Source organism: Tsukamurella tyrosinosolvens (assembly GCF_900104775.1).
Lineage (GTDB): Bacteria > Actinomycetota > Actinomycetes > Mycobacteriales > Mycobacteriaceae > Tsukamurella > Tsukamurella tyrosinosolvens.
Map to the genome: position 1 here is coordinate 3,325,999 of NZ_FNSA01000003.1, position 24,679 is coordinate 3,350,677.

General features: G+C 71.3%; 22 protein-coding genes. 8 read left to right on the plus strand and 14 right to left on the minus strand.

Annotation, left to right across the window (positions count from 1 at the left end):
* Window positions 1–80: 80 nt before the first annotated feature.
* The 9 genes from BLW32_RS18475 to lspA form a co-directional block, all read right to left on the minus strand.
* Entirely contained in the window at window positions 81–1,385 is a 1,305-nt protein-coding gene (locus BLW32_RS18475) for a serine/threonine-protein kinase (protein WP_068739115.1), read from the minus strand.
* Between the two features lie 99 nt (window positions 1,386–1,484).
* Window positions 1,485–3,314, minus strand: coding sequence for an ABC transporter ATP-binding protein (locus tag BLW32_RS18480; RefSeq protein WP_068739117.1), 1,830 nt, complete (start codon window positions 3,312–3,314; stop codon window positions 1,485–1,487).
* A complete protein-coding gene (locus BLW32_RS18485) occupies window positions 3,311–5,044 on the minus strand; it encodes an ABC transporter ATP-binding protein (RefSeq protein WP_068739119.1) in 1,734 nt (577 codons plus the stop codon). Before BLW32_RS18485 ends, BLW32_RS18480 begins: the two co-directional genes overlap by 4 nt.
* A complete protein-coding gene (locus BLW32_RS18490) occupies window positions 5,041–5,673 on the minus strand; it encodes a TetR/AcrR family transcriptional regulator (RefSeq protein WP_068739121.1) in 633 nt (210 codons plus the stop codon). Before BLW32_RS18490 ends, BLW32_RS18485 begins: the two co-directional genes overlap by 4 nt.
* 85 nt (window positions 5,674–5,758) lie before the next feature.
* Window positions 5,759–7,126: a DUF1731 domain-containing protein gene (locus BLW32_RS18495; RefSeq protein ID WP_074850701.1), complete on the minus strand. Its 1,368-nt coding sequence runs from the start codon at window positions 7,124–7,126 to the stop codon at window positions 5,759–5,761.
* Window positions 7,127–7,211: 85 nt separating this feature from the next.
* Window positions 7,212–7,796, minus strand: coding sequence for a hypothetical protein (locus tag BLW32_RS18500; protein WP_068739123.1), 585 nt, complete (start codon window positions 7,794–7,796; stop codon window positions 7,212–7,214).
* Window positions 7,797–7,826: 30 nt separating this feature from the next.
* On the minus strand, window positions 7,827–8,480 hold the full coding sequence (locus BLW32_RS18505; protein WP_068739125.1) for a hypothetical protein: 654 nt from the start codon (window positions 8,478–8,480) through the stop codon (window positions 7,827–7,829).
* The gene (locus tag BLW32_RS18510; protein ID WP_068520924.1) at window positions 8,477–9,403 is read right to left on the minus strand and encodes an RluA family pseudouridine synthase; all 927 of its coding nucleotides are present in this window, start codon (window positions 9,401–9,403) and stop codon (window positions 8,477–8,479) included. The genes BLW32_RS18505 and BLW32_RS18510 overlap by 4 nt, the downstream gene beginning before the upstream one ends.
* Entirely contained in the window at window positions 9,396–9,986 is a 591-nt protein-coding gene (gene lspA, locus BLW32_RS18515) for a signal peptidase II (RefSeq protein WP_068520925.1), read from the minus strand. The genes BLW32_RS18510 and lspA overlap by 8 nt, the downstream gene beginning before the upstream one ends.
* A 27-nt stretch (window positions 9,987–10,013) precedes the next feature.
* On the opposite strand from lspA, the gene BLW32_RS18520 reads away from it, so the two are divergent.
* Window positions 10,014–10,994, plus strand: coding sequence for a hypothetical protein (locus BLW32_RS18520; RefSeq protein ID WP_074850705.1), 981 nt, complete (start codon window positions 10,014–10,016; stop codon window positions 10,992–10,994).
* Between the two features lie 4 nt (window positions 10,995–10,998).
* On the opposite strand, the gene BLW32_RS18525 is transcribed toward BLW32_RS18520, so the two are convergent.
* Window positions 10,999–11,496: a WKL family lipoprotein gene (locus BLW32_RS18525; RefSeq protein ID WP_139286259.1), complete on the minus strand. Its 498-nt coding sequence runs from the start codon at window positions 11,494–11,496 to the stop codon at window positions 10,999–11,001.
* Between the two features lie 104 nt (window positions 11,497–11,600).
* Between BLW32_RS18525 and BLW32_RS18530 the strand changes: the two genes are divergently transcribed.
* From BLW32_RS18530 to BLW32_RS18540, 3 genes are read left to right on the plus strand one after another with little or no spacing between them, the layout of a single operon-like run.
* Entirely contained in the window at window positions 11,601–12,545 is a 945-nt protein-coding gene (locus BLW32_RS18530) for an asparaginase (RefSeq protein ID WP_082791153.1), read from the plus strand.
* A gap of 25 nt (window positions 12,546–12,570) precedes the next feature.
* Complete coding sequence (locus BLW32_RS18535; RefSeq protein ID WP_068739133.1) at window positions 12,571–13,932, plus strand: TrkH family potassium uptake protein; 1,362 nt, start codon at window positions 12,571–12,573, stop codon at window positions 13,930–13,932.
* 19 nt (window positions 13,933–13,951) lie between these two features.
* Window positions 13,952–14,599, plus strand: a complete 648-nt coding sequence (locus BLW32_RS18540; RefSeq protein WP_173677389.1) for a potassium channel family protein — start codon at window positions 13,952–13,954, stop codon at window positions 14,597–14,599.
* A 7-nt stretch (window positions 14,600–14,606) separates the two neighbouring features.
* Here BLW32_RS18540 and BLW32_RS18545 read toward each other — a convergent pair whose 3' ends face one another.
* Entirely contained in the window at window positions 14,607–15,755 is a 1,149-nt protein-coding gene (locus tag BLW32_RS18545; RefSeq protein ID WP_068739135.1) for a CaiB/BaiF CoA transferase family protein, read from the minus strand.
* A gap of 113 nt (window positions 15,756–15,868) precedes the next feature.
* Entirely contained in the window at window positions 15,869–16,534 is a 666-nt protein-coding gene (locus BLW32_RS18550) for a DUF6891 domain-containing protein (RefSeq protein ID WP_068739137.1), read from the minus strand.
* A 57-nt stretch (window positions 16,535–16,591) separates the two neighbouring features.
* Here BLW32_RS18550 and BLW32_RS18555 point away from each other — a divergent pair, with 57 nt between their 5' ends.
* From BLW32_RS18555 to BLW32_RS18570, 4 genes are all read left to right on the plus strand, one after another.
* The gene (locus tag BLW32_RS18555) at window positions 16,592–17,227 is read left to right on the plus strand and encodes a hypothetical protein (protein ID WP_068739139.1); all 636 of its coding nucleotides are present in this window, start codon (window positions 16,592–16,594) and stop codon (window positions 17,225–17,227) included.
* 9 nt (window positions 17,228–17,236) lie between these two features.
* The gene (locus BLW32_RS18560; RefSeq protein ID WP_068739141.1) at window positions 17,237–17,632 is read left to right on the plus strand and encodes an SRPBCC family protein; all 396 of its coding nucleotides are present in this window, start codon (window positions 17,237–17,239) and stop codon (window positions 17,630–17,632) included.
* Window positions 17,633–17,722: 90 nt separating this feature from the next.
* Window positions 17,723–19,339: an HNH endonuclease signature motif containing protein gene (locus BLW32_RS18565; protein ID WP_074851035.1), complete on the plus strand. Its 1,617-nt coding sequence runs from the start codon at window positions 17,723–17,725 to the stop codon at window positions 19,337–19,339.
* Window positions 19,340–19,374: 35 nt separating this feature from the next.
* Window positions 19,375–19,977 carry a hypothetical protein gene (locus BLW32_RS18570; RefSeq protein ID WP_068739145.1) on the plus strand — a complete coding sequence of 201 codons (603 nt, stop codon included), beginning with the start codon at window positions 19,375–19,377 and terminating at the stop codon, window positions 19,975–19,977.
* Window position 19,978: 1 nt separating this feature from the next.
* On the opposite strand, the gene BLW32_RS18575 is transcribed toward BLW32_RS18570, so the two are convergent.
* Both BLW32_RS18575 and ileS read right to left on the minus strand, forming a co-directional pair.
* Window positions 19,979–21,331: a DNA polymerase IV gene (locus BLW32_RS18575; protein WP_231857288.1), complete on the minus strand. Its 1,353-nt coding sequence runs from the start codon at window positions 21,329–21,331 to the stop codon at window positions 19,979–19,981.
* Between the two features lie 82 nt (window positions 21,332–21,413).
* Entirely contained in the window at window positions 21,414–24,530 is a 3,117-nt protein-coding gene (ileS, locus tag BLW32_RS18580; RefSeq protein ID WP_068739681.1) for an isoleucine--tRNA ligase, read from the minus strand.
* Between the last annotated feature and the right edge of the window lie 149 nt (window positions 24,531–24,679).

Here is a 24,679-nt window from a genome sequence, read left to right on the forward strand (position 1 = left end):
GGGCTACTCACCTCCGGTGAAGAATCTCATCGCTGTCATTAGGCAGTGTAGGCCCCTCCACCGACACGTCTCGCGGATCGTCAGCCGAAGGCGATGACCAGGATCAACACCAGCAACGCGACCACCGCCACCCCCACCAGCACCAGGACCGCGGGCGACATCCCGCCTGCGGAGGGGGCCTTCGCGGGCTGCGCGCGCGGCGCCGGCGGGCGCGGCACCGCGCCGGACCGGGCGCCCGCGTTCGCACCGTACAGCGGCTGCGGGGCGGCCGACTGCCGCGCGGCGGGCTGCGGAGCCGACGGCTGCGGGGCGGGCCGCGCCGGCGGGTAGCCGGCCCGGTGCGCCTGCCCGCGGATACCGGGCGCGACGGTGCGCTGCACGGGCACCGACGGACGCCCCGCGGTCGCGGGCAGCGACGGACGTCCCGCCGTGGCCGGGGCCTGCGGCCCGGACGGATGCCCGGGGCCGGGCACGTACCCGGGCGGCGCGGGGCGCGGCACCGGGCGCGGCGCGGGCCGGCCGACGGGGGCCGAGAACGCGGACTTGAGCGCGGTCGCGAACTCCTTGCACGTGGCGAACCGCTCCGCCGGGGTCTTCGCGAGGCCGCGCGCGACCACCGCGTCGACCGCGGGCGGCACGCCCTCGCGGATCTGCGAGATGCGGGGCGGCGGCGCGTTGAAGTGGGCGTCGATCACCGCGTCGGTGCTCGCACCCGTGTACGGCACCTTGCCCGTCACCAGGTGGAAGAACGTCGCGGCCAGCGAGTACTGGTCCGAGCGCGGATCGAGCTCCTCGCCGCACAGCTGCTCCGGGGAGGCGTAGGCGAGCGTCGCGAGCACGGTGCCGACGGCAGTGAGCTGCGAGGTGTCCTCGCCGCCCTTCGCCACGCCGAAGTCGGTGAGCAGCGCCCGCCGCTCGTCGCCGTCGTCCTCATCGTCGGCGGCCGCGACCAGGATGTTCGCGGGCTTGATGTCGCGGTGGAGCAGGCCGGCGCGGTGCGCCCGGTCCAGCCCGCGGCCGATCTGGCCGATGATCTCGACGGCGACCGCCGGATCGAGTCCGCCGGGGCTGCGCTTGAGCAGCACCGAGCAATCGTCGCCCTCGACGTACTGCATCGCGATCCACAGCCGGGCGCCCTCGGTGCCGCGGTTGTAGATGGTGACGACGTTGGGGTGGTCGAGCCGGGCGGCGAGCTCGGCCTCCCGTAGGAAGCGCTTGCGGAAGGCCTCGTCGCCCGAGTACCCGGCGCCCAGGACCTTGAGCGCGTCGTACCGGGGCAGCTCGGGGTGCTTGGCGAGGTAGACGGAGCCCATGCCGCCCGAACCGAGGCGCCGCTCGATCCGATAACCGCCGATCACCGTCCCGGGTGCGAGTTCGTCACTCATGTCGGTCGCTTCTGCCCCATATCGTCCGTTCCGTCGAGCACCAGCGTAACCCGCTCGCGGACCGTCGCCCCGGTGGCGAGCCCTTCGCCGACTCGCGCGTCAGATCTCGACGCCCTCGAACTGGGCCCGGTAGAGGCCGGCGTAGTGCCCGCCGGACGCCAGCAGCTCGTCGTGCGAGCCCTGCTCGACGATCCGCCCGTGATCCATGACGACGATGACGTCCGCGTCGCGGATGGTCGACAGGCGGTGCGCGATGACGAAGCTCGTGCGGTCCGCGCGCAGCGCGTGCATCGCCTGCTGCAGCAGTACCTCCGTGCGGGTGTCCACCGAGCTGGTCGCCTCGTCGAGGATGAGGATGGCCGGCTCGGCGAGGAAGGCCCGCGCGATGGTGATGAGCTGACGCTCGCCCGCGGAGACGCTGCCGGACTCGTCGTCGAGCACGGTGTCGTAGCCGTCGGGCAGCGAGTGCGCGAAGCGGTCGACGAAGGTGGCGCGCGCGGCGGCGTAGACCTCCTCGTCGGTCGCGTCGAGGCGGCCGTACCGGATGTTCTCCCGGATCGTGCCCTCGAACAGCCAGGTGTCCTGCAGCACCATGCCCATCCTGCGGCGCAGGTCCGCGCGCTCGACCTCGGCGATATCGACCCCATCGATGGTGATCCGGCCGCCGCTGAGCTCGTAGAACCGCATGATCAGGTTGACCAGGGTGGTCTTGCCCGCGCCCGTGTGGCCGACGATGGCGACCGTGCGGCCCGGCTCGGCGACCAGGTTCAGGCCCTCGATCAGCGGCTCGTCCGGCTTGTACCCGAACGAGACGTCCTCGAAGGCGACGCGGCCCCGCGTGGGCTTCGGCAGTGCGCCGGTGCGCTCGGCGGTCTGCTCCTCGGCGTCGAGGATGGCGAAGACGCGCTCCGCGGAGGCGACGCCCGACTGCAGCATGTTCACCATCGAGGCCATCTGGGTGACCGGCTGGGTGAACTGCCGCGAGTACTGGATGAAGGCGATCACGTCGCCCAGGCTCATGCCGCCCGCGGCCACCCGCAGCCCGCCGACGACGCACACGGCGACGTACTGCAGGTTGCCGACGAACATGCTGATCGGCATCACCAGGCCGGACAGGAACTGCGCCTTGTAGCTCGCGTTCATCAGAGCGTCGTTCTCCGTCGCGAAACGCTCCTGCAGGGCGTCGCCGCGGCCGTAGACGGTGACCAGATCGTGCCCGGTGAAGGCCTCCTCGACCTGGGCGTTGAGCGAGCCGGTGGACTTCCACTGCGCGACGAAGTGCTTCTGGCTCCGCTTCATGATCTGGCCCGCGAAGATCACGATCAGCGGGATCACGACGACCGCGACGGCGGTGAGCAGCGGCGACACGACGAGCATCATGATCAGCACGCCGATCACGGTGAACGCCGAGACGATGAGCTGGCTCAGCGCCTGCGTCAGCGACTGGCCGAGGTTGTCGATGTCGTTGGTCACGCGGGAGAGCAGCTCGCCGCGGGGCTGCTTGTCGAAGTAGCTCAGCGGCAGCCGGTTCAGCTTCTCCTCGACCTCCCGCCGGAGCGAGTACATGACGCGTTGCACCGCGCCGTTGAGCAGGAAGCCCTGCGCGTACTGCAGCGCCGCGCTCGCCACGAACAGCGCGATCACCCAGGCGAGGATCGTTCCGACGCGGGAGAAGTCGATGCCCGGCCCGTGCTGCAACTGCGAGCGGAAGCCGTCGTAGATCGCGTCCACCGCGCTGCCGATCACCTTCGGGGCGATCACCGCCGCCGTGACCGAGCCGACCGACAGCAGCACCGCCGCCGTCATCGCCGAGCGCTGCTCCCGCAGGCGGCCGAGGAGACGCTTGAGCGAGGGCCAGAAGGTCATCGGCTTCTGGGTGGGCGAGCCCGCCGTCGCCGCGGCGGCGGCCCGTGCTCCGGGTCCGGTCATGCTGCACTCCCCGCCGTCGCCTGGCTGCCGGCGATCTCCTGATAGGTGGGACACGTCTCGAGGAGCTCGGCGTGGGTGCCGTGGCCGACCACCTCGCCGTCCTCGAGCACGAGGATCTGATCGGCGCCCGCGATCGTCGAGATGCGCTGGCCCACGATGAAGACGGTCGCCTCCCGCGTGTAGGGGCGCAACGCGGCGCGCAGCTTCGCGTCGGTCGCGAGGTCGAGCGCGGAGAAGCTGTCGTCGAAGAGGTAGATCGCCGGCTTCGCGACGAGCGCGCGGGCGATCGCGAGCCGCTGACGCTGGCCGCCGGAGACGTTGGTACCGCCCTGGGCGATCGGCGCGTCGAGGCCGCCGAGCTCGGCGACGAAGCCCTCCGCCTGCGCGATGCGCAGGGCCTCGGCGAGCTCGTCGTCGGTCGCGTCGGGATTGCCGAAGCGCAGGTTGCTCGCGACGGTGCCGCTGAACAGGTAGCCGCGCTGCGGCACCAGCCCGACGTGCCCCCACAGGGCGTCGGCGCGGAGGTCCCGGACGTCGACGCCGTCGTAGCGCACCGCACCCGCGGTCGCGTCGAACAGCCGCGCCAGCAGGTTGATCAGCGTCGACTTCCCCGACCCCGTGGACCCGATGATGGCGACGGTCTCCCCCGGCCGGGCCGACAGGTTCACGTTCTGCAGCACCGGTTTCGCGGCGCCCTGGTAACACATCGTGACGTCGTCCAGTTCGACGGTGCCGGTGATCGCGGGGAGCGGATCGGGCCGCTCCGGCGGCGCGACGGTGGAGGTGGTGGTGAGCACGTCGGTGATGCGCTCCGCCGCGACGGAGGCGCGCGGCACCGTCATCACCATGAAGGTCGCCATCATCACCGACATGAGGATCTGCATCATGTACTGCATGTAGGCGGTGACGGAGCCGATCTGGGCGGTGCCGTCGGCGATGAGGTGCGCCCCGAACCACCAGACCGCGACGGTGGAGAGGTTGAGCACGAGCATGACCCACGGGAACATGACGGCCATGAGCCGCATGACGCGGATGGAGGCGCCGGTGAGGGCGGTGTTGGCACCGTCGAACCGCTCCCGCTCGACGGGCTCGCGGACGAACGCCCGGATCACACGGACGCCCGTGAGCTGTTCGCGGAGCACCTGATTGACCGCATCGAGACGCGTCTGCACCACGCGGAAGCCGGGGATCATCTTGGCGATGACGACGCCCAGGACCGCGCCGAGGACGGGCACGGCCACGACCATGAGCCAGGCGAGGCCCGGCTCCTCGCGCAGCGCCATGAAGACGCCGCCGACGGCCATGAACGGCGCCTGGATCATCATCGACAGCGTCATCAGTACGAGCAGCTGGACCTGCTGCACGTCGTTGGTGGTGCGGGTGATCAGCGAGGCGGCGCCGAAGCCGGAGACCTCGCGGCCGGAGAAGGTGCGGACCCGGCCGAACAGGGACCGCCGGGTGTCGCGGCCGAAGGCCATGGCGCTGCGGGACGCAAAGTAGGTGGCGCCGCCGGCGGCGACCACCTGGAACAGCGTGATGGCCAGCATGATCCCGCCCATGCGCCAGATGTAGCCGGTGTCGCCGGTCGTGACGCCGAGATCGATGATCTTGGCGTTGATACTGGGCAGCACCAGATTGGCGACGACGCTGACGAGCTGGAAGGCGGCCACGGCGAGCAGCCAGGGCCGGTAGGGCCGCAGGTGGGCGGCGATGAGTCTGAGAAGGGTCACGGGGGGCTGTTCCTTCGCGCGGTGGAGGGCTGGGCGGAGATGCCGTCGAGCAGGACGTCGACGATGCGGCGCGGCGACAGGACGTGCCCGTCGCTGATGTGGGGGTGGCTGCCGGAGAAGGTGAGCAGGCGCAGGAGATGGATCGCCTCCTCCGGTGGGACGGAGAGCTGGTCGGCGTCGTCGCCGATCACGCCGCGGAGGCGGGTCACGAGCGCGGGGCCGCCGTCCTTCGCCCGACGGTCCGCGTCCCGGTCGCGCCGGTGCGGCGGGGCGACGAGCCCGAGGGCGTCCATGAGACCGAAGATCCGCTGGAACCGCGCCTGGACGAGCTCGGTGAACCGGTAGAGCCGATCGCGGAGCGACAGTGCGGGATCGATCGCGTCGATCTCGGCGAGGAGCGGCGCGGGATCGAAGGACTCCGTCATCACCGCGTCGAGCAGGTCCTCCTTGGAGTCGAAGACCCGGAAGATGGTGCCCTCCGCGACGCCCGCGGCGGCGGCGATCTGCTTGGTCGTGGGGACCGTGCCGTGTTCCAGGAGCGCGTCGCGCGTGGCGGCGATCAGCGCCGCGCGCCGCTCCTCCGGCGGGAGGTGCGGTGCGCGGGATCGGGTGTCGTTAGCCGCGGGCACGACTTCGAGACTACAGATGTGAGCGCCCACTCACAATTGATTTTCCGTTCGCCTCCGGCGAATCGGTCGATTGCGGGCGCGGCCGTCAGTCGAGGAGGTCACCGAGGGCCGCGTCGAGGTCCGGGTACGCGAAACCGAAGCCCGAGGCCGGCAGCACCGTCGACGTGGCGTGGCGTCCCGTGAGGCCGAGCGCCGGGTCGCTGCGCATCCCGATCGCTCCCAGCGCCAGCACCGGCGCGGGCGTCGGCGGCGCGGGCGGGCGGCGCAGGTGGCGCCGGAGCCCGCGCATCAGGTCGGCGTTACGCACGGGGTGCGGCGCGGCGGCGACGACGACCCCGCCGGGCAGGTCGACGCCCGGTTCGATCCCGAGGCCCGCGCGGACGATCGCGAGCCAGTCGTCCCGGTGGATCCAGCTGAACCACTGGCGGCCGTCGCCCAGGCTGCCGCCGAGGAAGGCCCTGGTGACACCGACCATCTTCGCCATCGCGGGCGAGTCCGTGTCGAGGACGATCGACGTGCGCAGCACGGTCATGTGCTCCGTCTCGGCATCGGCGGCCGCCTCCTCCCAGGGGCGGGCGACGCCCGTCATCTGCGGCAGACCGGGCTCCGGTACCGGGGTGTCCTCCGTGCACCACCGCTCCCCCGCGTCGCTCCAGATCGCGGTCGTGCTCGCCTGCACCCACCGGCGGACGCCCTTGCCCCGCGCGGCGGCGACGAGGGCCCGCGTCGCGTCCACCCGGCTCGCGGTGAGCGCCGCGATGTTCGCCGCCGTGGGCCGGCAGTCGACCAGCTTCCCCGCGAGGTTGATCACCGCGGTGTTCGGCGCGTCGAGCACCGCCTCCCACGCCCCGACGGTGCGCCCGTCCCACGCGACCTGCGCGAAGGGCAGGTCGCGGCGGATCGAGCGGGTGAGGATCGTGACGTCGTGGCCGCGCCGGACGAGGTCGGCCGCGACCCGCCGGCCCAGCGCCCCGGTGCCGCCTGCGATGACCACGTTGAGCGGTTCAGCGGCGCGCGGCGGACCGGCAAGCATCGCCCATCGCGCCAGAGCCGTATCGGCGTCGGCGGCGAACCGCCGGGCGACGAGCCGGTCGAAGAACGGCCCGGACGCACCGGACGAGGTCACGGTCTGTTCGACGACGGTGCCGCCCGCGGCCGGCCGCAGCGTCCACCGGAGCGTCGTGATCCCGCCCGGCTCGTCCTGCGTGACGGCGAGGGCCCTCTCGGTCGCGAACTCGGTGACGACGGCGGGCGCCGCGAACCGGCGGTGCACCCACGCCGCGCGGAGATCCGGCACCCAATCGAGACGGGCACCGAGGGCGACCGGGTCGCGCAGCGGCGCCGAGGTGACGAAGGGCTGCCACAGCGGCAAGCGCTCCAGGTCGAGGAGGACGTCCCAGAGCGCACGCGCCGGAAGGGCGATGAATCCACTGCTGCGATGCACGGTTGCCATGGCTTCGACGCTAGTTCGCGATGACGCGGATTCACTGTGCGATCACGGAGAGCTTTCTCACATCGTGAGATGCCTCTCGTGTTAGTCAGGTGTAGACCAGACTGAGAACCAATCGGCTGAGACCAGCGCCGCCGGCCTGAATGAGGACGTACACGTACGGATCCGTCGGCCTCGCGGACACCGCGACGACAGCGCGACACCTGTCGAGCCGGCCCTGCTCCACCGCCTGCGTCACGAGGAACTCCCAACTGCTCCCGTCCCGCTCGAAGCGCGATCCCGGCGCCGCATCGACGATGCGCACGGAGCCGGGAATCTCTCTGAACCCGACCTGCCGCGTGGGGTCGCGGCAGTCCGCGGCGAGCTCACGGACAGTGCGCTCACCGAGTTGCGAGAGGAAGCCGTCGAGCCCACCGGTCACGGTGTCGAAGACGGCGTACATCGACGAATCCCGTGACACGTACTCCTGCGCCGTGACGACGGTGATCGACTCCGGAAGCGCGGCACCCGTCCACCTCTTCACGACCGCCCGAACCCCGTCGGCATCGAGCTGGCGCGTCGTGTCACCGAAGGTCACACACGAGGCGACCACGAAGACGAAGACGGCCAGCACGGCCGCGGCGGCGACAACGGGGACAGCGCACCCGGGCAGCCTCGCCCACGATCGATTCATTCCAACACGATACCGATGCAGAGCAGTAATTTATCGCGGCGGCACCGGACGGTCGTCGGGGCCGGGGGCGGCGGTCACCGTCGACGACGGCAGCAGGGCGGAGACGCCGAAGCGGGCACCGGCGCGCGGGAGGACCTGGACGGACCGCACCCCGGGCCGACCGGACACCGCACGCAGTGCATCGCCGGTGCCCCACACCACCACGCCGACCACCGCGGGCACGCCCGCGCGCAGCCGGGCCGCGGTGACGCGGGCGATCGCGTCGCCCCGGTCGCCGGGCGCGACGAGCGTCGGCATCGCCAGGGCGGCCAGCTCGCTCGCCGCCCGCACGCCCTCGATGCTCTGGCCCGTCGGCACCGTCGCGGTGGGGGTCGCGACGCCGGGGATCCGCACCCGGACCAGCACCCGGCCCACGCGGTCGAGGCCCGCGGCACGGGCCCACACCTCGTCGGGCGTCCACTCCGCGGCCGGGGAGACCAGCGCCCAGCGCCGCTCTCCGGCGGGCGCCGCGGCCAGGGAGGCGCGGGCGTCGCCGAGGTACTCCGCGACGGCCTGACCCGACTGCGGGCCGAGGCGGTCACCGTCGGGCCGCACGACCCGCACCGGGGTCTCCGACCCGAGCCAGAAGGACAGGCCGAGGGCCACGGCGAGCAGCGCGGCCCAGCCCGCGAGGGTGCGACTCACGCGTCCCGCAGGACGTCCAGGGCGTGCTGCAGGTCGTCGGGGTACGGCGAGGTGAACTCGACGTACTCCCCCTGCGTGGGATGCGTGAAGCCGAGGGTGCGGGCGTGCAGCCACTGGCGGTCCAGGCCCAACTTCTTCGCGAGCACCGGATCGGAACCGTAGGTCGGGTCGCCGCAGCACGGGTGGTGCAGCGCCGCGAAGTGCACGCGGATCTGGTGCGTGCGTCCGGTTTCCAGGTGCACGTCCAGCAGCGTCGCGGCCTGGAAGGCCTCGATCGTGTCGTAGTGGGTGATCGACGGCTTGCCGTCCTTGGTGACCGCGAACTTCCAGTCGGAGCTGCGGTGCCGGCCGATCGGCGCGTCGATGGTGCCGGACATCGGGTCCGGGTGGCCCTGCACCAGCGCGTGGTACCGCTTGTCGACGGTGCGCTGCTTGAACGCCCGCTTGAGCACGGTGTAGGCGCGCTCGGAGACGGCGACGGCCATGACGCCGGACGTGCCGACGTCGAGGCGGTGCACGATGCCCTGCCGCTCCGGCGCGCCGGACGTGGAGATCCGGAAGCCCGCGGCGGCGAGGCCGCCGATCACCGTCGGGCCGGTCCAGCCGACCGAGGCGTGCGCGGCGACGCCGACGGGCTTGTCGACGACCACGATGTCGGCGTCGGAGTAGAGGATGTTCATCCCCGGCACCGGCTCGGCCACGATCTCCAGCGGCCGCGCGGGCTCGGGCAGCGTGACGTCGAGCAGGGCGCCGGCGTGCAGCTTGTCGGACTTGCCGACCGCGACCCCGTCGAGGGTGACGGAGCCCTCCGCCGCGAGCTCCGAGACGACGGTGCGGGAGAGGCCCAGCAGGCGGGCGACGCCCGCGTCGACCCGCAGGCCGTCGAGCCCGTCGGGGACGGGCATGGTGCGCGACTCACGCATCGGTCGCCTCCGATCCGGTGGTGCGGGCGTTGTCGTCGGTGGTGCGGGGTTGATCGGTGCGGGTGCGCTTCTCGCCGAAGCCCTCGTAGGGGTCGCGCCCGAACAGGGTCAACGCGACGAGCAGCACCGCGGCGACGCTGATCGCGCTGTCGGCGGTGTTGAAGACGGGGAACCAGTCGCCCACGGAGAAGAAGTCGATGACGTGTCCGCGGAAGACGCCGGGGGCGCGGAAGATCCGGTCGGCGAGGTTGCCCAGCGCGCCGCCGAGCACCAGGCCCAGGCCGAGGGCCCACGGCAGCGAGGTCAGCTTGGAGCCCATCCGCACGATCCACACCACCACACCGACCGCGATCAGCGTGAGCACCCAGGTGTATCCGGTCGCCATGGAGAAGGCGGCGCCCGGGTTCTTCACGAAGTACAGGCTGAACGGGCCGAGCACGTGGATCTTCTCGCCGTAGTCCATGTGCCGGACCACCGTGGTCTTGGCCGCCAGGTCGATGAGGAAGACCGCGACCGCGACCACCGCCAGGAGGATGCGCGGGTTCCGATACCAGCTCGGCCGTGCGGTTGCGGGGGAATCCATGACTCCATCATCCACTACGGTGGCGGTGTGCATGGCAAGCGGTTGCGGCTGGTCCCGGTGGTGGCGACGTCGACGGTGGTGCTCGTCACCGCCCTCGCGGGGTGCGGAGACGGTGACTCCACCGGCGCCGGGGCCTCGTCCTCGGCACCCGCGCGACAGTCGGTCGCGGCCCCCGCGGCGGAGGCCGGCTGCGCCGCGAATCCGCCCGCGCTCCCCTCGCACGCGGTCACGGTCGACGTGCCGCAGGCGACGGTCGTGCTCGACTCCCCCGGCACCGGCGCACCCCGCGCGCTGACGGTCCGCCCGACCGCGGTCGCGGAGTACGCCTTGTTCACCAACTCGCTGCAGGTCTCCCAGGTCGCGGGCGAGCAGCCGACCGGCGGCAACCGCGACGTGACGCTGCCGCTGGTCGCGCAGCCTGCGTGCGCCGACCCGCTCGACGTCTACCTGTTCTTCGACGCGCCGCGGTCCACGGACGCCGCCACGACGAAGGCCCTCGACGTGGAGGCCGGGTCCGTCGCGCGCGTGAAGCTCGCGGCGAGCGGTGAGGTGCGCTCGTTCACCCTCGCGGCGCCGCCCGGCGTCTCCGCCGAGGCGCAGTCCGCGTTCGAGCAGGCCCTGCTGCAGACCTTCCTGCGGCTCGTGCCGCTGCCCTCCGAGCCGGTCGCCCCCGGCGCGACGTGGACGGTGACGCGGTCCATCCGCGCCGACAGCACTCTCACCCAGACGATGCGGGTGACGCTCGGCGGCACCACCCTGCGCCCCGAACTGAAGGCCAAGGTGGACGAGTCGCCCGACGACTCCGTCTTCCGCGTGCCGGGCAGCGGCAGCACCCTGACCATCGAGAGTTACACGTCCGAGGGCAACGGCACCATCGAGATCGACCCGGCGCGTGCCTTCGGGCAGGGCGGGGTGCAGTTGGAGGGCGGCCGCACGCTGGTCGGCGACGATCCCGCGAAGAAGCTCACGCAGAAGACGGGCAGCGTCTACCGGTTCGGGCCGAAGTAGGGCGTCAGTGGCAGGAGGGCGAATCGCGCCCGACCTGGACGATCATCTGACAGGCGTAGGAGCGCTGCAGCTTCCACCGGCCCTCGTCGAAGGCGAGGGTCGCGTACGCGAGCTGGTTCGTACCTCCCATGAGCACCGAGAACTGCGCCTTGGCGAGGCCCGGCTGTTCCAGCACGGGCCGGCCGATGTGCCAGCTGACCTGAGGGTTGTCGCTGCGCAGCTTGACCAGCTCGTCGAACAGCGGGCCGTCGGCAGGGGTCGCACCCTGCACCAGCTGCACCTTCTCCTCGAGCGGGACCTTCGGGTCGACCGCCCGGCTGAGCATCTCCTCGAGCTGCTGCGTCGACGGAGCGCGGTCCGGAGTGCTCGACGGGGCCTCCGTCACCTGAACGGAGACGGCCGACGGTGTGCTCGACCGGGATTCGGTGTTCTCCCCGCTGCAGGCTCCGCAGGCCAGGCCCACGAGTACCGCGACAGGGGCCATGAGGACCCGTGCGCGCATCGAGAAAGTCACCTCCGTCCGGCCGCTGCTTCGCCGCCTCCACTATGCCAAACGTGGCGCGGTGCGCCACCGCAGCCCGCGCCCGGCATGCGATGCTGCTTCGCATGCCTGCAGTGATCGTGCTCGCCACGGGTGGCACCATCGCCAGCCGCCACGACGACTCCGGTGCCGCCGTCCCGGCCGACGCGGGCGCGGCGCTGGTGGCGACGGCCGGGGCCGTGCCCGGCGTCGACGTGACGGTCCGCGACGTGACCGCCACGGACTCCTCCGCCCTGACGCTCGACCAGCTCGACGAGATCCGCGCCGCGGTCACCGACGCCCTCGGCGACCCGGATGTGGCGGGCGTCGTGGTGACGCACGGCACGGACACCATGGAGGAGACGTCGCTCCTCGTGGACCTCGCGCACGCGGACCCGCGGCCCGTGGTCTTCACCGGCGCGCAGCACCCCGCCGACTCCCCCGCCGCCGACGGCCCCGCGAACCTCGCCGAGGCGATCGCCGTCGCCGCCGACCCCGCGTACCGGGGGCTCGGCGTGCTGCTCTCCTTCGCCGGCAACGTGCAGACGGTGCGCGGGCTCGCGAAGGTCTCCACGGTCGCGCCGCAGCCCTTCGCGGGCGGCCTGCCGGTCGCCGAGCTGGAGGGCACGGCGCCGCACCGCCTGCTGACCAAGCAGGCACCGATCGCCGATGTCCGGGTCGACGTCGTCGCCTCCTATCCGGGAGCCGACGGTGCCCTCGTCGACGCGTCCGTCGCGGCCGGGGCGCGCGGGATCGTCTTGGCGGGCACCGGGAGCGGGAACACGACGGTGGCGCTCGCCGACGCTGTGCGGCGCGCCCTCGACGCGGGCGTCGTGGTGGTCGTCTCGACGCGGATCGCGTCCGGCCCCGTCGACGCCGCGTACGGCGGGGGCGGCGGCGCGGCCGATCTCGTCGCCGCCGGTGCGCTGCTCTCGCGTCGGCTGCGTCCCGGGCAGGCGCGGATCGTGCTGCTCGCCCTGCTGGCCGCCGGCGTGGGCCCGCGGTGGATCGGCGCGTACCTCGGGCGGTAGCGCGGGGGCGCGGTAGGTTCGGCTGATGGCCCGCGGAATGGCCGGCCCGACCCAGCCGGCACGCCTGATCGTCCTGGGGTTCGGCCTGGCGACGGTGCTGGGCACCGTCCTCCTCTCGCTGCCGATCGCGGCCACCGACGGCCAGCGGACCGCCCTGAGCACGGCGCTGTTCACCGCCACCTCGGCGGTCTGCGTGAACGGGCTGGCGGTGGTCGACACCGAATCGCACTGGTCCACCTTCGGCGAGGTGGTGATCATGGTGCTGGTGCAGGTGGGTGGTCTCGGGATCATCTCCCTGGCTTCGCTCCTCGGGCTGCTGGTGGCGCGCCGCATCGGGCTGCGGCTGCAGATCCTGGCGCAGGCGGAGAACAAGAGCCTCGAGCTCGGCGAGAGCAAGCGCGTGGTGCTCGGCGTGGTCCGGATGAGCCTCGCCGTGGAGGCGGTGACGGCGCTGTTCCTGTTCGCGCGGTTCGCGCTGGGCTACGACGTCTCCCTCGGCCGCGCCGCGTATCTCGCGGTGTTCCACGCCGTCACGGCCTACAACAACGCGGGCATCGCCCTCTACTCGGACAGCCTGACCCGGTTCGCCGAGGACCCCGGCATCGTCGTGCCGATCATGGCCGCGATCGTGATCGGCGGCCTCGGGTTCCCGGTGATCTACGAGGTGACGCGAGCGATGCGCCGTCGCCTGAACCGCGACACCGCGCTGACCCGCTGGTCGCTGCACACCAAGCTGACCCTCGTCACCTACTTCGCGCTGCTCGTGGCGGGCGTCGCGCTGATCACCGCGTTCGAGTGGTCGAACCCGGCGACGCTGGGACCGCGCGACGTGCCGGGCAAGATCCTCACGGGCATGTTCGCCGGGGTGTCGCCGCGCACGGCCGGTTTCAACACGATCGACGTGGGCGCGATGCACCCCACGTCGCTGCTCACCACCGACGTGCTCATGTTCATCGGCGGCGGCAGCGGCGGTGTCGCGGGCGGGATCAAGGTGACGACGTTCGCGATCCTCGCGTTCGTCATCTGGGCGGAGGTCCGCGGCGAGCCTACGGTGCACGCCTTCGGCCGGCGCATCTCCGCGGACGTGCAGCGGCAGGCGATCACGGTGGCCCTGATGAGCGTGGGCGCGGTGATGGTGGGCACCTTGACGCTGCTGCAGATGACGCATTTCGAGCTCGACGCGGTGTTGTTCGAAGTGGTGTCCGCGTTCTCGACGGTGGGCCTGAGTACGGGGATCACCGACGACCTGCCCCTCGGCGGGCGGATACTGCTGGTGGTCCTGATGTTCGCGGGGCGACTCGGCCCCGTGACCGTGGCGTCCGCCCTCGCCCTGCGCGAGCGCGAACGCCGCTACGAGTTGCCGGAGGAGCGTCCGATCGTTGGCTAAGTCACTCAAGCGCACCGGGATGCGCATCGTCGTCATCGGGCTGGGACGGTTCGGCGCGTCGGTGGCGCGCGAGCTCATCGCGCAGGGCGCGGAGGTCCTCGGGCTGGACGTCGACGAGCGCCGCGTGCAGCGGATCTCCGACGACCTGACCTTCGCGGCGGTCGCCGACTCCACCGACGAGGAGGCGCTCAAGCAGCTGGGCGTGCCCGACTTCGCGCACGCCGTGGTGTCGATCGGCTCCGACCTGGAGGCGGGCATCCTCACCACGTCGCTGCTCTCGGAGTTCCGGATCCCCAACATCTGGGCGAAGGCCACGAGCCATCAGCACCGTCGGATCCTCGAACGGGTCGGCGCGCACCACGTCGTGCTCCCCGAGCACGAGATGGGCGAGCGGGTGGCGCATCTCGTGACGGGCGGCAAGATGCTCGACTACGTCGAGTTCGAGCAGGACTACGCGATGGTCAAAGCGCACGCCCCGCGCAGCATCGTCGGCAAGGCGCTCAAGGACTCCGGCGTGCGGCACAAGTACGGGATCACCGTGGTCGCGATCAAGCATCCGGGTGAGGACTTCACGCACGCCGACTACGACACGGTGGTGCAGGAGGGCGACGTGCTCATCGTCGCGGGCCGCAACGAGGCCGTCGAGGCGTTCGCGGACGTGAACTGACCGCGCGTCAGTCCCGCCGGTGCTGGGAGTTCAGCGCGGCGCGGACGGCCTCGGTGTGCTCGCCCAGGCCCGGCGGCCTGCGGTAGTCGACGACGGGGGTGCGGGAGAAGCCGATCGGATTGCGCACCTGGTCCATCGCACTGTCGCCGACGGTGACCCGTGGGCGCAGGCCCAGGCGTTCGGCGAGTGCGAATCCCGAGGCGACGTCGCCGACGGTGCCGGCCGGCACCCCCGCCTCCGTGAGCCGGCGGGCCCACTCCTCCGCTTCGTGCGCCGCGAGCCCCTGCTCGAGGAGCGGGACCAGCTCGGCGCGGTGGCGCACGCGGTCCGGGTTGGTCGCGAAGCGTGGATCGTCGGCGAGGTCCGCGGCTCCCACGGTGGCGGCGAGGCGCGCGAACTGGCCGTCGTTGCCGCACGCCACGGCGAGGATGCCGTCGCGGCAGCGGAGTGTCTCGTAGGGAGCGATCGACGGGTGGCTGTTGCCCATCCGCGACGGGGTGGCGCCGGTCGCGAGGAAGTTCGCGCCCTGGTTGGCGAGCGAACCGAGAAGGGACGAGAGCAGATTCACCTCGACGCGCTGTCCCCGGCCCGAGCGCTCCCGCTCGTAGAGGGCGGCGAGGATCCCGGCGACGGCGTCCTTGGCGGTGAGGACGTCCACGAGGGCGACACCCACCTTCATCGGGTCGCCGTCCGGCTCGCCCGTGATGCTCATCAGCCCGCCGAGGGCCTGGACGAGGAAGTCGTAGCCCGGCAGCTCCGCGCCCGCATCCGAGCCGAATCCCGTGACCGAGCAGTAGATCAGGCGTGGGTTCGCCGCGGCGAGCTCCTCGTAGCCGAAGCCCTTCGCGTCGAGCGATCCGCTGCGGAAGTTCTCGACGAGGACGTCGGCGCGGCGCGCCAGTTCCCGGGCCGCCGCGCGATCCTCGGGATCGTCGAGGTCGAGCTCGACACTGCGCTTCGAGCGGTTCGCCGACTCGAAATAGGCGCTCGTGCCGTCGGTCCACGGCGGGCCCCAGCGCCGCGTGTCGTCGCCCGTGCCCGGGCGCTCGAGCTTGATCACGTCGGCGCCGAGGTCCGCCAGCATCACCGTCGCGAGCGGTCCCGCGAGGACCCGACTGAAGTCCGCGACCACGATCCCGTCGAGTATCGATGCCATCGTGCTCCTCCGTCCGTCGAGTGCGTGATCGCTTCGGATTGTGCCCCGCACATCGCCGGGGGACCGCCCCGCCCCTCCGCTCCGTCCGGCCGGGTGCTCGTGACCCCGTCGTGCTACGGAAGCGGCCTGCGCCAATCCAACCCGACGACACGGATCCGGGTTTCGGTGTCACCGTCCCACTCGTAGTGGAGCCCCTGGGCGTCCAGAGCCGACGTGATCACGGCAGCGAGATCGTCGAACGTGCGCTCGTACAGCGCGGCCATCCGGTCGTCGTCGCCCCCGGCCCTCGCGAGCTCGGCGGGATCGATCGACGGCGACGGACCGAAGGAGCCGTAACCGAGGTAGACGGACGGCTCTGCGTAAGCAAGGGCAATGGCGTCCTGCTGGGTGAAGAACACGTAGCCCCACTCATCCGCACGATCGTCCCCGATCTCGGCGTCGGCGCAGGTGCGGCAGCAGGTGAAGTTCTGCCGCACCAGGATCCCCTTCGCGGCGATCGCGTCGCACGCGGCGTCGAACCGCACCCAGTCGCCCTCGCCCTCCGACCGGTCGAGGTGTGCCTGGTACGCCGCACGCGCCGCGCGGACAGCTTCCCGCGCTTCCGCAGATCCGGCGCCGGACGCCTCGAGCAGCTCCGCCACCCGGCCCGCCGTGAAATAGCCGGGGTTGACGAGAATCGAGGCGGCACGGAGTCTGTTGTCCGGCAGGGTCCGCACGAGCGTCCCGTCGCGCAACCGCTCGGGCACCTGACTGTTCTGCTGACTGAAGCGACTCCCCACTTCTGCACCATATCGCAGAGTGGATTCACGTTCCCTGACTTGTGACATAGTGATGTCATGAGCACCTGGGAGGACCTGCAGCGCACGCCGATCGCCGACGTGCGGCGGCGCGCGGCGATCGTGGACACGTGGAACGACATCGAGCCCGTCGACGTCCCCGGTGGCGTGCGGTTCGCATGGAACGACGGGGGTGGACAGGCCGCCGGCTGGTTCTTCGCCGGCGACGGGCGCGTACTCCTGCTGACGTTCGAGCACGAAAGCTCGCTCAACTTCTACGACGACGACTACGCGGGTCAGCGCGCGGTCTTCGACGACGTCCCGACGGACCTCGTAGCAATGGTCGCGAACCAACCTTCGAACTACGAGTTCCTCACCATCGCGAACACTGAGGGCGAGACGCTTCCCCACGCGAGCGGCGTCTTCTGGTTCGACGGCGCCGCATGGCACGTCGCGCAGGGCCTGGTCGACTACTGCGCCACCCACGACATCTCCCTGATCGCGGACGGCGTCTTCAGCCACGACGTCGGGTTCGAGTACGCCCTGGGCGACTACCGATTCGGCGAGGAGTTCACAGCCGAGGCGCTGATCGCCGAGCAGGTGGCGAACGGCTACTACGAGGAGCCGGGCGAGGAGGAGGCCGCGCTCGCGAGGTTGCGCGCCGTGTTCGCAGCGTACGACCGCGCCCCTCGGTAGCGTGGCGGGATGACCGAGGAGTCCCGCCACATCAGCGTCGTGATCCCCCGCCCCGCCGCGGAGGTGTACGCCTTCGCCCGCGATCCGGAGAACCTGGTCCGCTGGGCCGCCGGCCTCGCGACCGGCGTGCGGTTCGACGGTGACGACCTGCTGACGGACTCGCCGATGGGCGAGGTGCGTGTGCGGTTCGCGGCGGCTAATCCGTTCGGCGTGCTCGACCACGACGTGACGCTGCCCGACGGCACCGTCGTGAACAATCCCCTGCGCGTGCTGGCGCAACCGGACGGTGCGGAGGTGTTGTTCACGGTGCGGCGGCTGGGCGCCAGCGACGCGGACTTCGACCGGGACTGCGCGACGGTGCTCGCCGACCTGGAGCGCCTTCGCTCGGTGATGCTCGCGCCCTGACGACCACACCATTTCATCGAACCTTTCATCGATAATCGTTGCAGTCCCATCGAACATCGAGGTAGAATGAAGGTGTCCGAGGGGGGCGAGATGAACACTTCTACCTGCACAGCAGCGGAGTATCTCGATGCGCTCGCCTCTTTCGAACACGCGGCCGAGCGACTCGCGCAGGCCGACCCCGTCATGCTCGACTCACAGGACGTTCTCGCCTCGTTGGAGCGGCTGGAGACAGCGGTTCGGAAGGTGCCCTTCAGCCAGCACCTCCTCACTCAGGTCGCGGTGGAACAGGGTCTGCCGGGGCAGCTCGGGTACACCGGGATGAAGGAGCTGCTGGTGCAGCGGCTCCGCCTCGCGGGCGGCGAGGCGCGGGACCGGATCCACGGCGCGCGGGACCGCGCTCCCCAGCACGGGCACGGCGTGTGCCCCGAGCCGCGGTATGCGCTCGTCGCCGAGGCGCAGCGCGACGGAACGATCTCCGATCGTCACGCCCTCGCGATCGAGCACGTCTTCGCGAAGTGCCGCAGGACGATCCGGCCCGACCAGGCCGCGATCCTCGAGGACGTGCTCGTCACCGCCGCCGCGGACGTCACGCCCGAGGACCTCGCCGTGATCGGCGCCCTCGCGCTCGCACACCTCGATCCCGATGGGGCGGAGCCCGATTCCGACGTCGTCGATCGCGCCCGCGGGCTCACCGTGGGCATGCAGGACGACGACCTGATGACCTCGTTCGGCGGCGACCTGACCCCCGAGGGCCGCGTACTATTGGACACGATCCTGGAGAAGCTCGCGCGGCCCGGCGTGAACAATCCCGCGGACGCGGACGATCCCGTGGACCTGGCGGATCAGGACGCGGTGAAAGCGGCGGCGAAGCGCGACCGGCGCACCACCCCGCAACGCAACCACGACGCACTGGTGACCGCGCTGGGGCTCGCCATCGCGTCCGGCGGGCTCGGGCAGCATCGCGGCGTGCCCTGTGTACCGATCATCACGCTCGGCATCGACCAGCTCGAGACGGAGACCGGCGTCGCCACCACCGCGACCGGCGGCAGGCTCCCGGTCGCCGACGCGCTGCGCATGATGGGCACCAATCCGAAGTACGTCCTGGTCCTGGACCTCGCGTCGCGGCCGCTGTTCCTCGGGCGCGAGAAGCGCCTCGCCTCTGCTGATCAACGGATCGCGCTGTACGGCGCCGAGAAGGGCTGCACCGCACCCGGATGCGACGCGCCCGCCACCCGCTGCCAGGTGCACCACATCACCGAGTGGGCCGACGGCGGCGCCACCGACATCACCTGCCTGACGCTGGCCTGCGACGCGCACCACGGGAAGGTCACCCCCGACACCGGCGACTTCCCGCGGGGTTGGGACACCATCACGGTCCGTGCAGGTGAGTTCGCCGGCCGCACCGGTTGGCGCCGCACCGCGGACCCGTCGCACGAGCACCGGGTGAACCACACGCACCACGCCGACGAGCTCTACCGGCACGCCCTCGAACGGTGGCGCGCCCGGTGCGCCGAGCTCCGGAACCTGTGGCGCAGCGAGGAACTCCGCGTCCGGTACGAGAAGTGCGTCGGCACGATCCACGACGACATCGCCGCGATCCTCGACGGCCCTCATGGCCCGCCCATCCTCGAATCACTTCTTGAGGAGCACGACCAGGAAGACGCCTGGCACAGTGCCGCACCGACCGAACTCGATGGTGCCGCGTGACGGTGCGCGCCGGCGTGGTCCGGCATGATCGTCGAGTGGACAACTGGGACGCACTGCAACGGACGCCCATCCCCGAGCTCCAGCGCCGCGCCGCGCTCATCGAGATGATCGATGACTTCCTCGAGCCATCTCCCGTCGAGAATGGCCTGTTCGTATGGGAGGACGGCGGTGGTCAGAACACGGCGTGGCAATTCTCCGACGACGGACGGGTCCTGCTCCTGACGTATGAACACGAGGGGCTCCTCAACGTCATCAATGAGGAGCTGATCGTCCAGCGGGGGTTCTACGACGGGGTGCCGACCGATCTCATGGAGCTCGTTCTGCGTGACTCCGCCGCTACCGGCTTCATCGACTTCTCCGACGAATCGCTCGGCACCGTACTCGTCGCAAGCGGAGTCTTCTGGTTCGACGGCGACGTATGGCACATCGCCGAGGGCCTCACGAGATACTGCGCCGAAAACGACGTGTACATCGGAGAATCCGGTTTCGACTACTGCACCCGGCCCTATCTTCTCGGCCAGGACTTCACCGCTGACACGTACTACCAGAAGTTCGCCCTCATGGACTGGATGAAGGAACCCGAGCGGGCCGAGCTGAGGCGCACGATCGACGCCGGGTTCGCAGCGTACGGCGAATGACTCAGTCCTCGTCGTCCTCGTCGACACGCAGGTGTTCGGCGGGCCAGTCGAGGGAGTCGAGGGGGTCGGCCTCGCGCAGGTCGGGGTCGTCGGCCTTGAAGCTGCGCATGCGGCCGGCGCCGGAGCTCCGGGTCTCGAAGCGCACCGACAGCACGCCGTGGCCGGCGCCCTGCACCCAGCCGTGGCCGAACTCGGGGTGGCGCACGTCCATGCCGGGGCGCCACCCCACGACAGGTATCTGGACCTCGGCCGGGTCGACACCGCCGTCGTCGTCTGCGACCTCGTCCGCCGCCCCGGAGGCCTCGTCGTTCCTGTCGCTCTCGTCACCGAACAGCGCGAACTGCTCCACGCTGCTCAGCCCGGAGAAGCCGACACCGACGAGCCTCAGGCCGCCGATCTCCATCGGGTCGAGCGCGAGGCGCTGGGCGGTCGCGGTGAGCACGGCACCGTCGGTCGTGGCGGACGGCAGGGTCGCGGACCGGGTGAGCAGGGACATGTCGGACCGCTTGAGCTTGAGCACGACGGTCCGCGCCCCGCGCCCGTCCCGGCGCAGCCGCCGCAGCGCGTGCTCGGCGCTGCGGTCGATCTCCCGCCGCAGCGCGTTCATGGTGGTCACGTCGGTCTCGAGAGTGTGCTCCGCGCTGATCGACTTCGCCTCGCCGTTCACCGCCACCGGCCGGTCGTCCTCGCCGCGGGCCAGCCGGTGCAGCGCGGGCCCCAGCGTGACGCCGAGGACCGAGACCACCTCGACCTCGCTCATCGCCGCGAACTGCCCGATGGTGTCGATCCCCAAGCGGGACAGCCGCTCCCCCGCCACCGGACCGATGCCCCAGAGCTTGCGCACCGGCAGCGGGTACAGCATCGCCTCCTGGGCGGCGGGTGGGATGACGGACACCCCGTCGGGCTTGGCGAGACCGGAGGCGATCTTCGCGGCCTGTTTCCCCGCCCCCGCGCCGACGGAGGCGACGAGCCCCGTCTCCTCGCGGATCCGGCGCCGGAGCTCCTCGGCGAAGGCGGTCACCTCATCGGTGGAGGCCCCGGCGAGCTCGACCGGCTCGCCGAAGGCCTCGTCGAACGACAGCGTCTCGACGACGGGGATGAGCTCCCGCACCGTCGCGAAGACGCGCCGGCTCACCGTCCCGTACAGCGCGCCGCGCGGGGGCAGCACCACCGCGGCCGCGCCGACGAGCCTGCGCGCCTGGTGCATCGGCATCGCGGATCGCGCGCCGAAGACCCGCGCCTCGTACGAGCACCCCGCCACCACGCCGCGGCCGCCGAGCCCGCCCACCAGCACGGGACGACCGCGCAGGGTGGGCCGGGTCAGCTGCTCGCAGGACGCGAAGAAGGCGTCCATGTCGAAGTGGAGCACCCACCGGGCGCTCCGCTCCGCATCGACCGACCCCACCCGGTCCGCCTCGGCCACGGCGCGACGTCGCTCAGGCGCGAGTCAGGCGGGCCCGCACGCCGTCGCCCAGGTCGACAGCGTCGGCGTCCCCGTCGAGCGAACCGAACTCGAGCGACGTCGCGAGCACCTCGCCCGCGATGAGCTCCCGGTGCGTCTGTGCCGCCGCGGCGTGCTCGGCGGGGACGTCGAGCACCAGCGCGATCCGGTCGCTCACGTCGAGGCCGGCGGCCCGGCGCGCCTCCTGCAACTCGCGGATGCGGTCCTTGGCCCAGCCCTCGGCCTCGAGCTCGGCGTCGACCGAGAGATCGAGCACCACGAGCCCCGCACCGTCGGGCAGCTCCGCGGTGGAGTCCGGCGCGGCCGCGACCAGCTTGCGGGTGTACTCGCCGTCCTGCAGCGCGATCCCCGCGGCGGTCACGACGCCGTCGGCGACGGTGTAGTCACCGGACTTGACGGCCTTGATCACCGTCTGCACGTCCTTGCCCAGGCGCGGCCCGGCGGCGCGGGCGTTGACGGCGATCTCGACGCGGCCGAACGCGTCGGCGTCGGGCGAGACCTGCACGTCGCGCACGTTCACCTCGTCGGCGATGATCGACGCGAAGGGCGCGAGCTTCTCCGCGCCCGGCCCGGCGACGGTGAGCGTGTGCAGCGGCAGCCGCACACGCAGCTTGTTCGCCTTGCGCACCGAGGAGGCCACCGAGCAGACGTCGCGGACCTCGTCCATCGCGGCGACCAGCTCGGGGTCGGCCGGGAGGTCCGACGCCGCGGGCCAGTCCGTCAGGTGCACCGACTCCCCGCCGGTGAGGCCGCGCCACATGGCCTCGCTGGCCATCGGGAGCAGCGGCGCCGCGAGCCGGCACGTGGTCTCCAACACGGTGTACAGCGTGTCGAACGCGCCGGAGTCCGCGCCGTCCCAGAACCGCGCCCGCGAGCGGCGCACGTACCAGTTGGTCAGCGCGTCGACGAACAGCCGCAGCTCCTCGCAGGCGTCGGCGATGTTGCAGGTATCCAGGGCCTCGGTCATCGTGTCGCGGGTCTGCGCCAGCTTCGCGAGGATGTAGCGATCCAGCACGTCCTGCGAGTCGGTGCGCCACGTGGCCGGCCGCTCCGCGTACAGCTGCAGGAACGAGTAGGCGTTCCACAGCGGCAGCAGCGTCTGCCGCACGCCGTCGCGGATGCCCTGCTCCGTCACCACGAGGTTGCCGCCGCGCAGGATGGGCGAGGCCATGAGGAACCAGCGCATCGCGTCGGAACCGTCGCGGTTGAAGACCTCGTTGACATCCGGGTAGTTCCGCTTCGACTTCGACATCTTCAGTCCGTCGTGGCCCAGCACGATGCCGTGCGCCGCGACCGTGCGGAAGGCGGCGCTGTCGAACAGGGCCGTCGCCAGCACGTGCAGGTTGTAGAACCAGCCCTTGGTCTGCCCGTTGTACTCGACGATGAAGTCGCCGGGGAAGTGGCTGTCGAACCACTCCTGGTTCTCGAACGGGTAGTGGACCTGCGCGAAGGGCATGGAGCCCGACTCGAACCAGCAGTCCAGCACCTCGGGGACGCGGTGCATCGTCGACTTCCCGGTCGGGTCGTCGGGGTTCGGCCGGGTCAGCTCGTCGATGTACGGGCGGTGCAGGTTCGTCGGGCGCACGCCGAAGTCGCGCTCCAGCTCGTCGAGCGAGCCGTACACGTCGACGCGCGGGTACGCGGGGTCGTCGGACACCCACACCGGGATGGGGGCGCCCCAGTACCGGTTGCGGCTGATGTTCCAGTCGCGCGCGCCCTCGACCCACTTGCCGAACTGGCCGTCGCGGATGTGCGCGGGGTTCCAGGTGATGTCCTGGTTCAGCTCCAGCATGCGCGGGATGATCTTGGTGACCTCGACGAACCACGAGGGCACGGCCATGTAGATCAGCGGCTGGCCCGAGCGCCAGGAGTGCGGGTAACTGTGCTCGATGGTCTCGTGGCGCAGCAGCCGTCCCTTGGCCTTGAGGTCCTTCGCGATCACCGGGTTGGCGTCGAAGACCTGCAGCCCCTCGTACGGCGGCACCGCGGAGGTGAACTTCCCGCCCGGGTCCAGCGGCTGCACGACCTCGATGCCGTATTTGCCGGTGGCGAGGTCCATGTCCTCCTCACCGAACGCGGGCGCGAGGTGCACCACGCCGGTGCCGGAGTCGGTGGTCACGTAATCGGCGAGCAGCGTCACGTGCGCCTTGGGATGCCCGGCGAAGAAGTCGAAGGGCGGCTCGTAGGCGGCGAACTCGAGGTCACGCCCCTTGTACGTCCCCTTGACCTCGGGCGACTCCCCCAGCTCGCGGGCGTACTGGCCCAGCCGTGCCTCGGCGAGCAGGTAGTCCTTGCCGTCCGCGCCGGTGACGTGCACGTAGTCGAGGTCCGGGTGCACGGCGATCGCGAGGTTCGACGGCAGCGTCCAGGGCGTGGTGGTCCAGATCAGCGCCTCGACACCGTCGAGCGCCTCGAGCGGGGTGCCCTTGGTGCGCAACGGCATCCCGACGGTGACCGCCGGGTCCTGCCGCATCTTGTAGGCGTCGTCGAGCTTGGACTCCTGGTTCGACAGCGGCGTCTGCTCGTACCAGGAGTACGGCAGCACACGGTAGCCCTGGTAGATCAGGCCCTTCTCGTGGAGGGTCTTGAACGCCCACATGACCGACTCCATGAAGTCCAGGTCGAGCGTCTTGTAGTCGTTGTCGAAGTCCACCCAGCGGGCCTGGCGGGTGACGTACTGGCGCCACTCCTCGGTGTACCGCAGCACCGAGGTGCGGCAGTAGTCGTTGAACTTCTCCACGCCCATGGTCTCGATCTCGGACTTGTCCCTGATCCCCAGCTGACGCTCGGCCTCGAGCTCGGCGGGCAGGCCGTGGGTGTCCCAGCCGAACCGGCGGTCGACCTTCTTGCCGCGCATCGTCTGATACCGCGGGACGAGGTCCTTGACGTAGCCCGTCAGCAGGTGGCCGTAGTGCGGCAGGCCGTTGGCGAAGGGCGGACCGTCGTAGAAGACGAACTCCTCCGCGTCGGCGCGGTTCGCGATCGTCCGGCGGAAGGTGTCGTTCTCGGCCCAGTACGCGAGGACGCGCTCCTCGAGGTCGGGGAACGACGGCGTACCCGTCTTGGCGGGGCTGTCGTCGTCGCGGGTCATGTCGACCAGCGGATAGGGGCGCTTGCTGCTCACGGTGACTCCTCGTGCCGTCTACTACCAGCACGGGGACGATCCCCGACCCTCGGCCGGGTACCGCGGTACCACCCCGCTTGCGCCTCCCGGGAAGGGCTGCGCCGCTCTTGACACGG

Coding starts and splice junctions, on each gene's coding strand:
- BLW32_RS18475 (WP_068739115.1), bottom strand. CDS start 1,385: ATGAGTGACGAACTCGCACCCGGGACGGTGATCGGCGGTTATCGGATC.
- BLW32_RS18480 (WP_068739117.1), bottom strand. CDS start 3,314: ATGACCGGACCCGGAGCACGGGCCGCCGCCGCGGCGACGGCGGGCTCG.
- BLW32_RS18495 (WP_074850701.1), bottom strand. CDS start 7,126: ATGGCAACCGTGCATCGCAGCAGTGGATTCATCGCCCTTCCGGCGCGT.
- BLW32_RS18500 (WP_068739123.1), bottom strand. CDS start 7,796: ATGAATCGATCGTGGGCGAGGCTGCCCGGGTGCGCTGTCCCCGTTGTC.
- BLW32_RS18510 (WP_068520924.1), bottom strand. CDS start 9,403: ATGCGTGAGTCGCGCACCATGCCCGTCCCCGACGGGCTCGACGGCCTG.
- lspA (WP_068520925.1), bottom strand. CDS start 9,986: ATGGATTCCCCCGCAACCGCACGGCCGAGCTGGTATCGGAACCCGCGC.
- BLW32_RS18525 (WP_139286259.1), bottom strand. CDS start 11,496: ATGCGCGCACGGGTCCTCATGGCCCCTGTCGCGGTACTCGTGGGCCTG.
- BLW32_RS18530 (WP_082791153.1), top strand. CDS start 11,601: ATGCCTGCAGTGATCGTGCTCGCCACGGGTGGCACCATCGCCAGCCGC.
- BLW32_RS18535 (WP_068739133.1), top strand. CDS start 12,571: ATGGCCCGCGGAATGGCCGGCCCGACCCAGCCGGCACGCCTGATCGTC.
- BLW32_RS18540 (WP_173677389.1), top strand. CDS start 13,952: ATGCGCATCGTCGTCATCGGGCTGGGACGGTTCGGCGCGTCGGTGGCG.
- BLW32_RS18545 (WP_068739135.1), bottom strand. CDS start 15,755: ATGGCATCGATACTCGACGGGATCGTGGTCGCGGACTTCAGTCGGGTC.
- BLW32_RS18555 (WP_068739139.1), top strand. CDS start 16,592: ATGAGCACCTGGGAGGACCTGCAGCGCACGCCGATCGCCGACGTGCGG.
- BLW32_RS18560 (WP_068739141.1), top strand. CDS start 17,237: ATGACCGAGGAGTCCCGCCACATCAGCGTCGTGATCCCCCGCCCCGCC.
- BLW32_RS18565 (WP_074851035.1), top strand. CDS start 17,723: ATGAACACTTCTACCTGCACAGCAGCGGAGTATCTCGATGCGCTCGCC.
- BLW32_RS18575 (WP_231857288.1), bottom strand. CDS start 21,331: ATGGACGCCTTCTTCGCGTCCTGCGAGCAGCTGACCCGGCCCACCCTG.
- ileS (WP_068739681.1), bottom strand. CDS start 24,530: ATGACCCGCGACGACGACAGCCCCGCCAAGACGGGTACGCCGTCGTTC.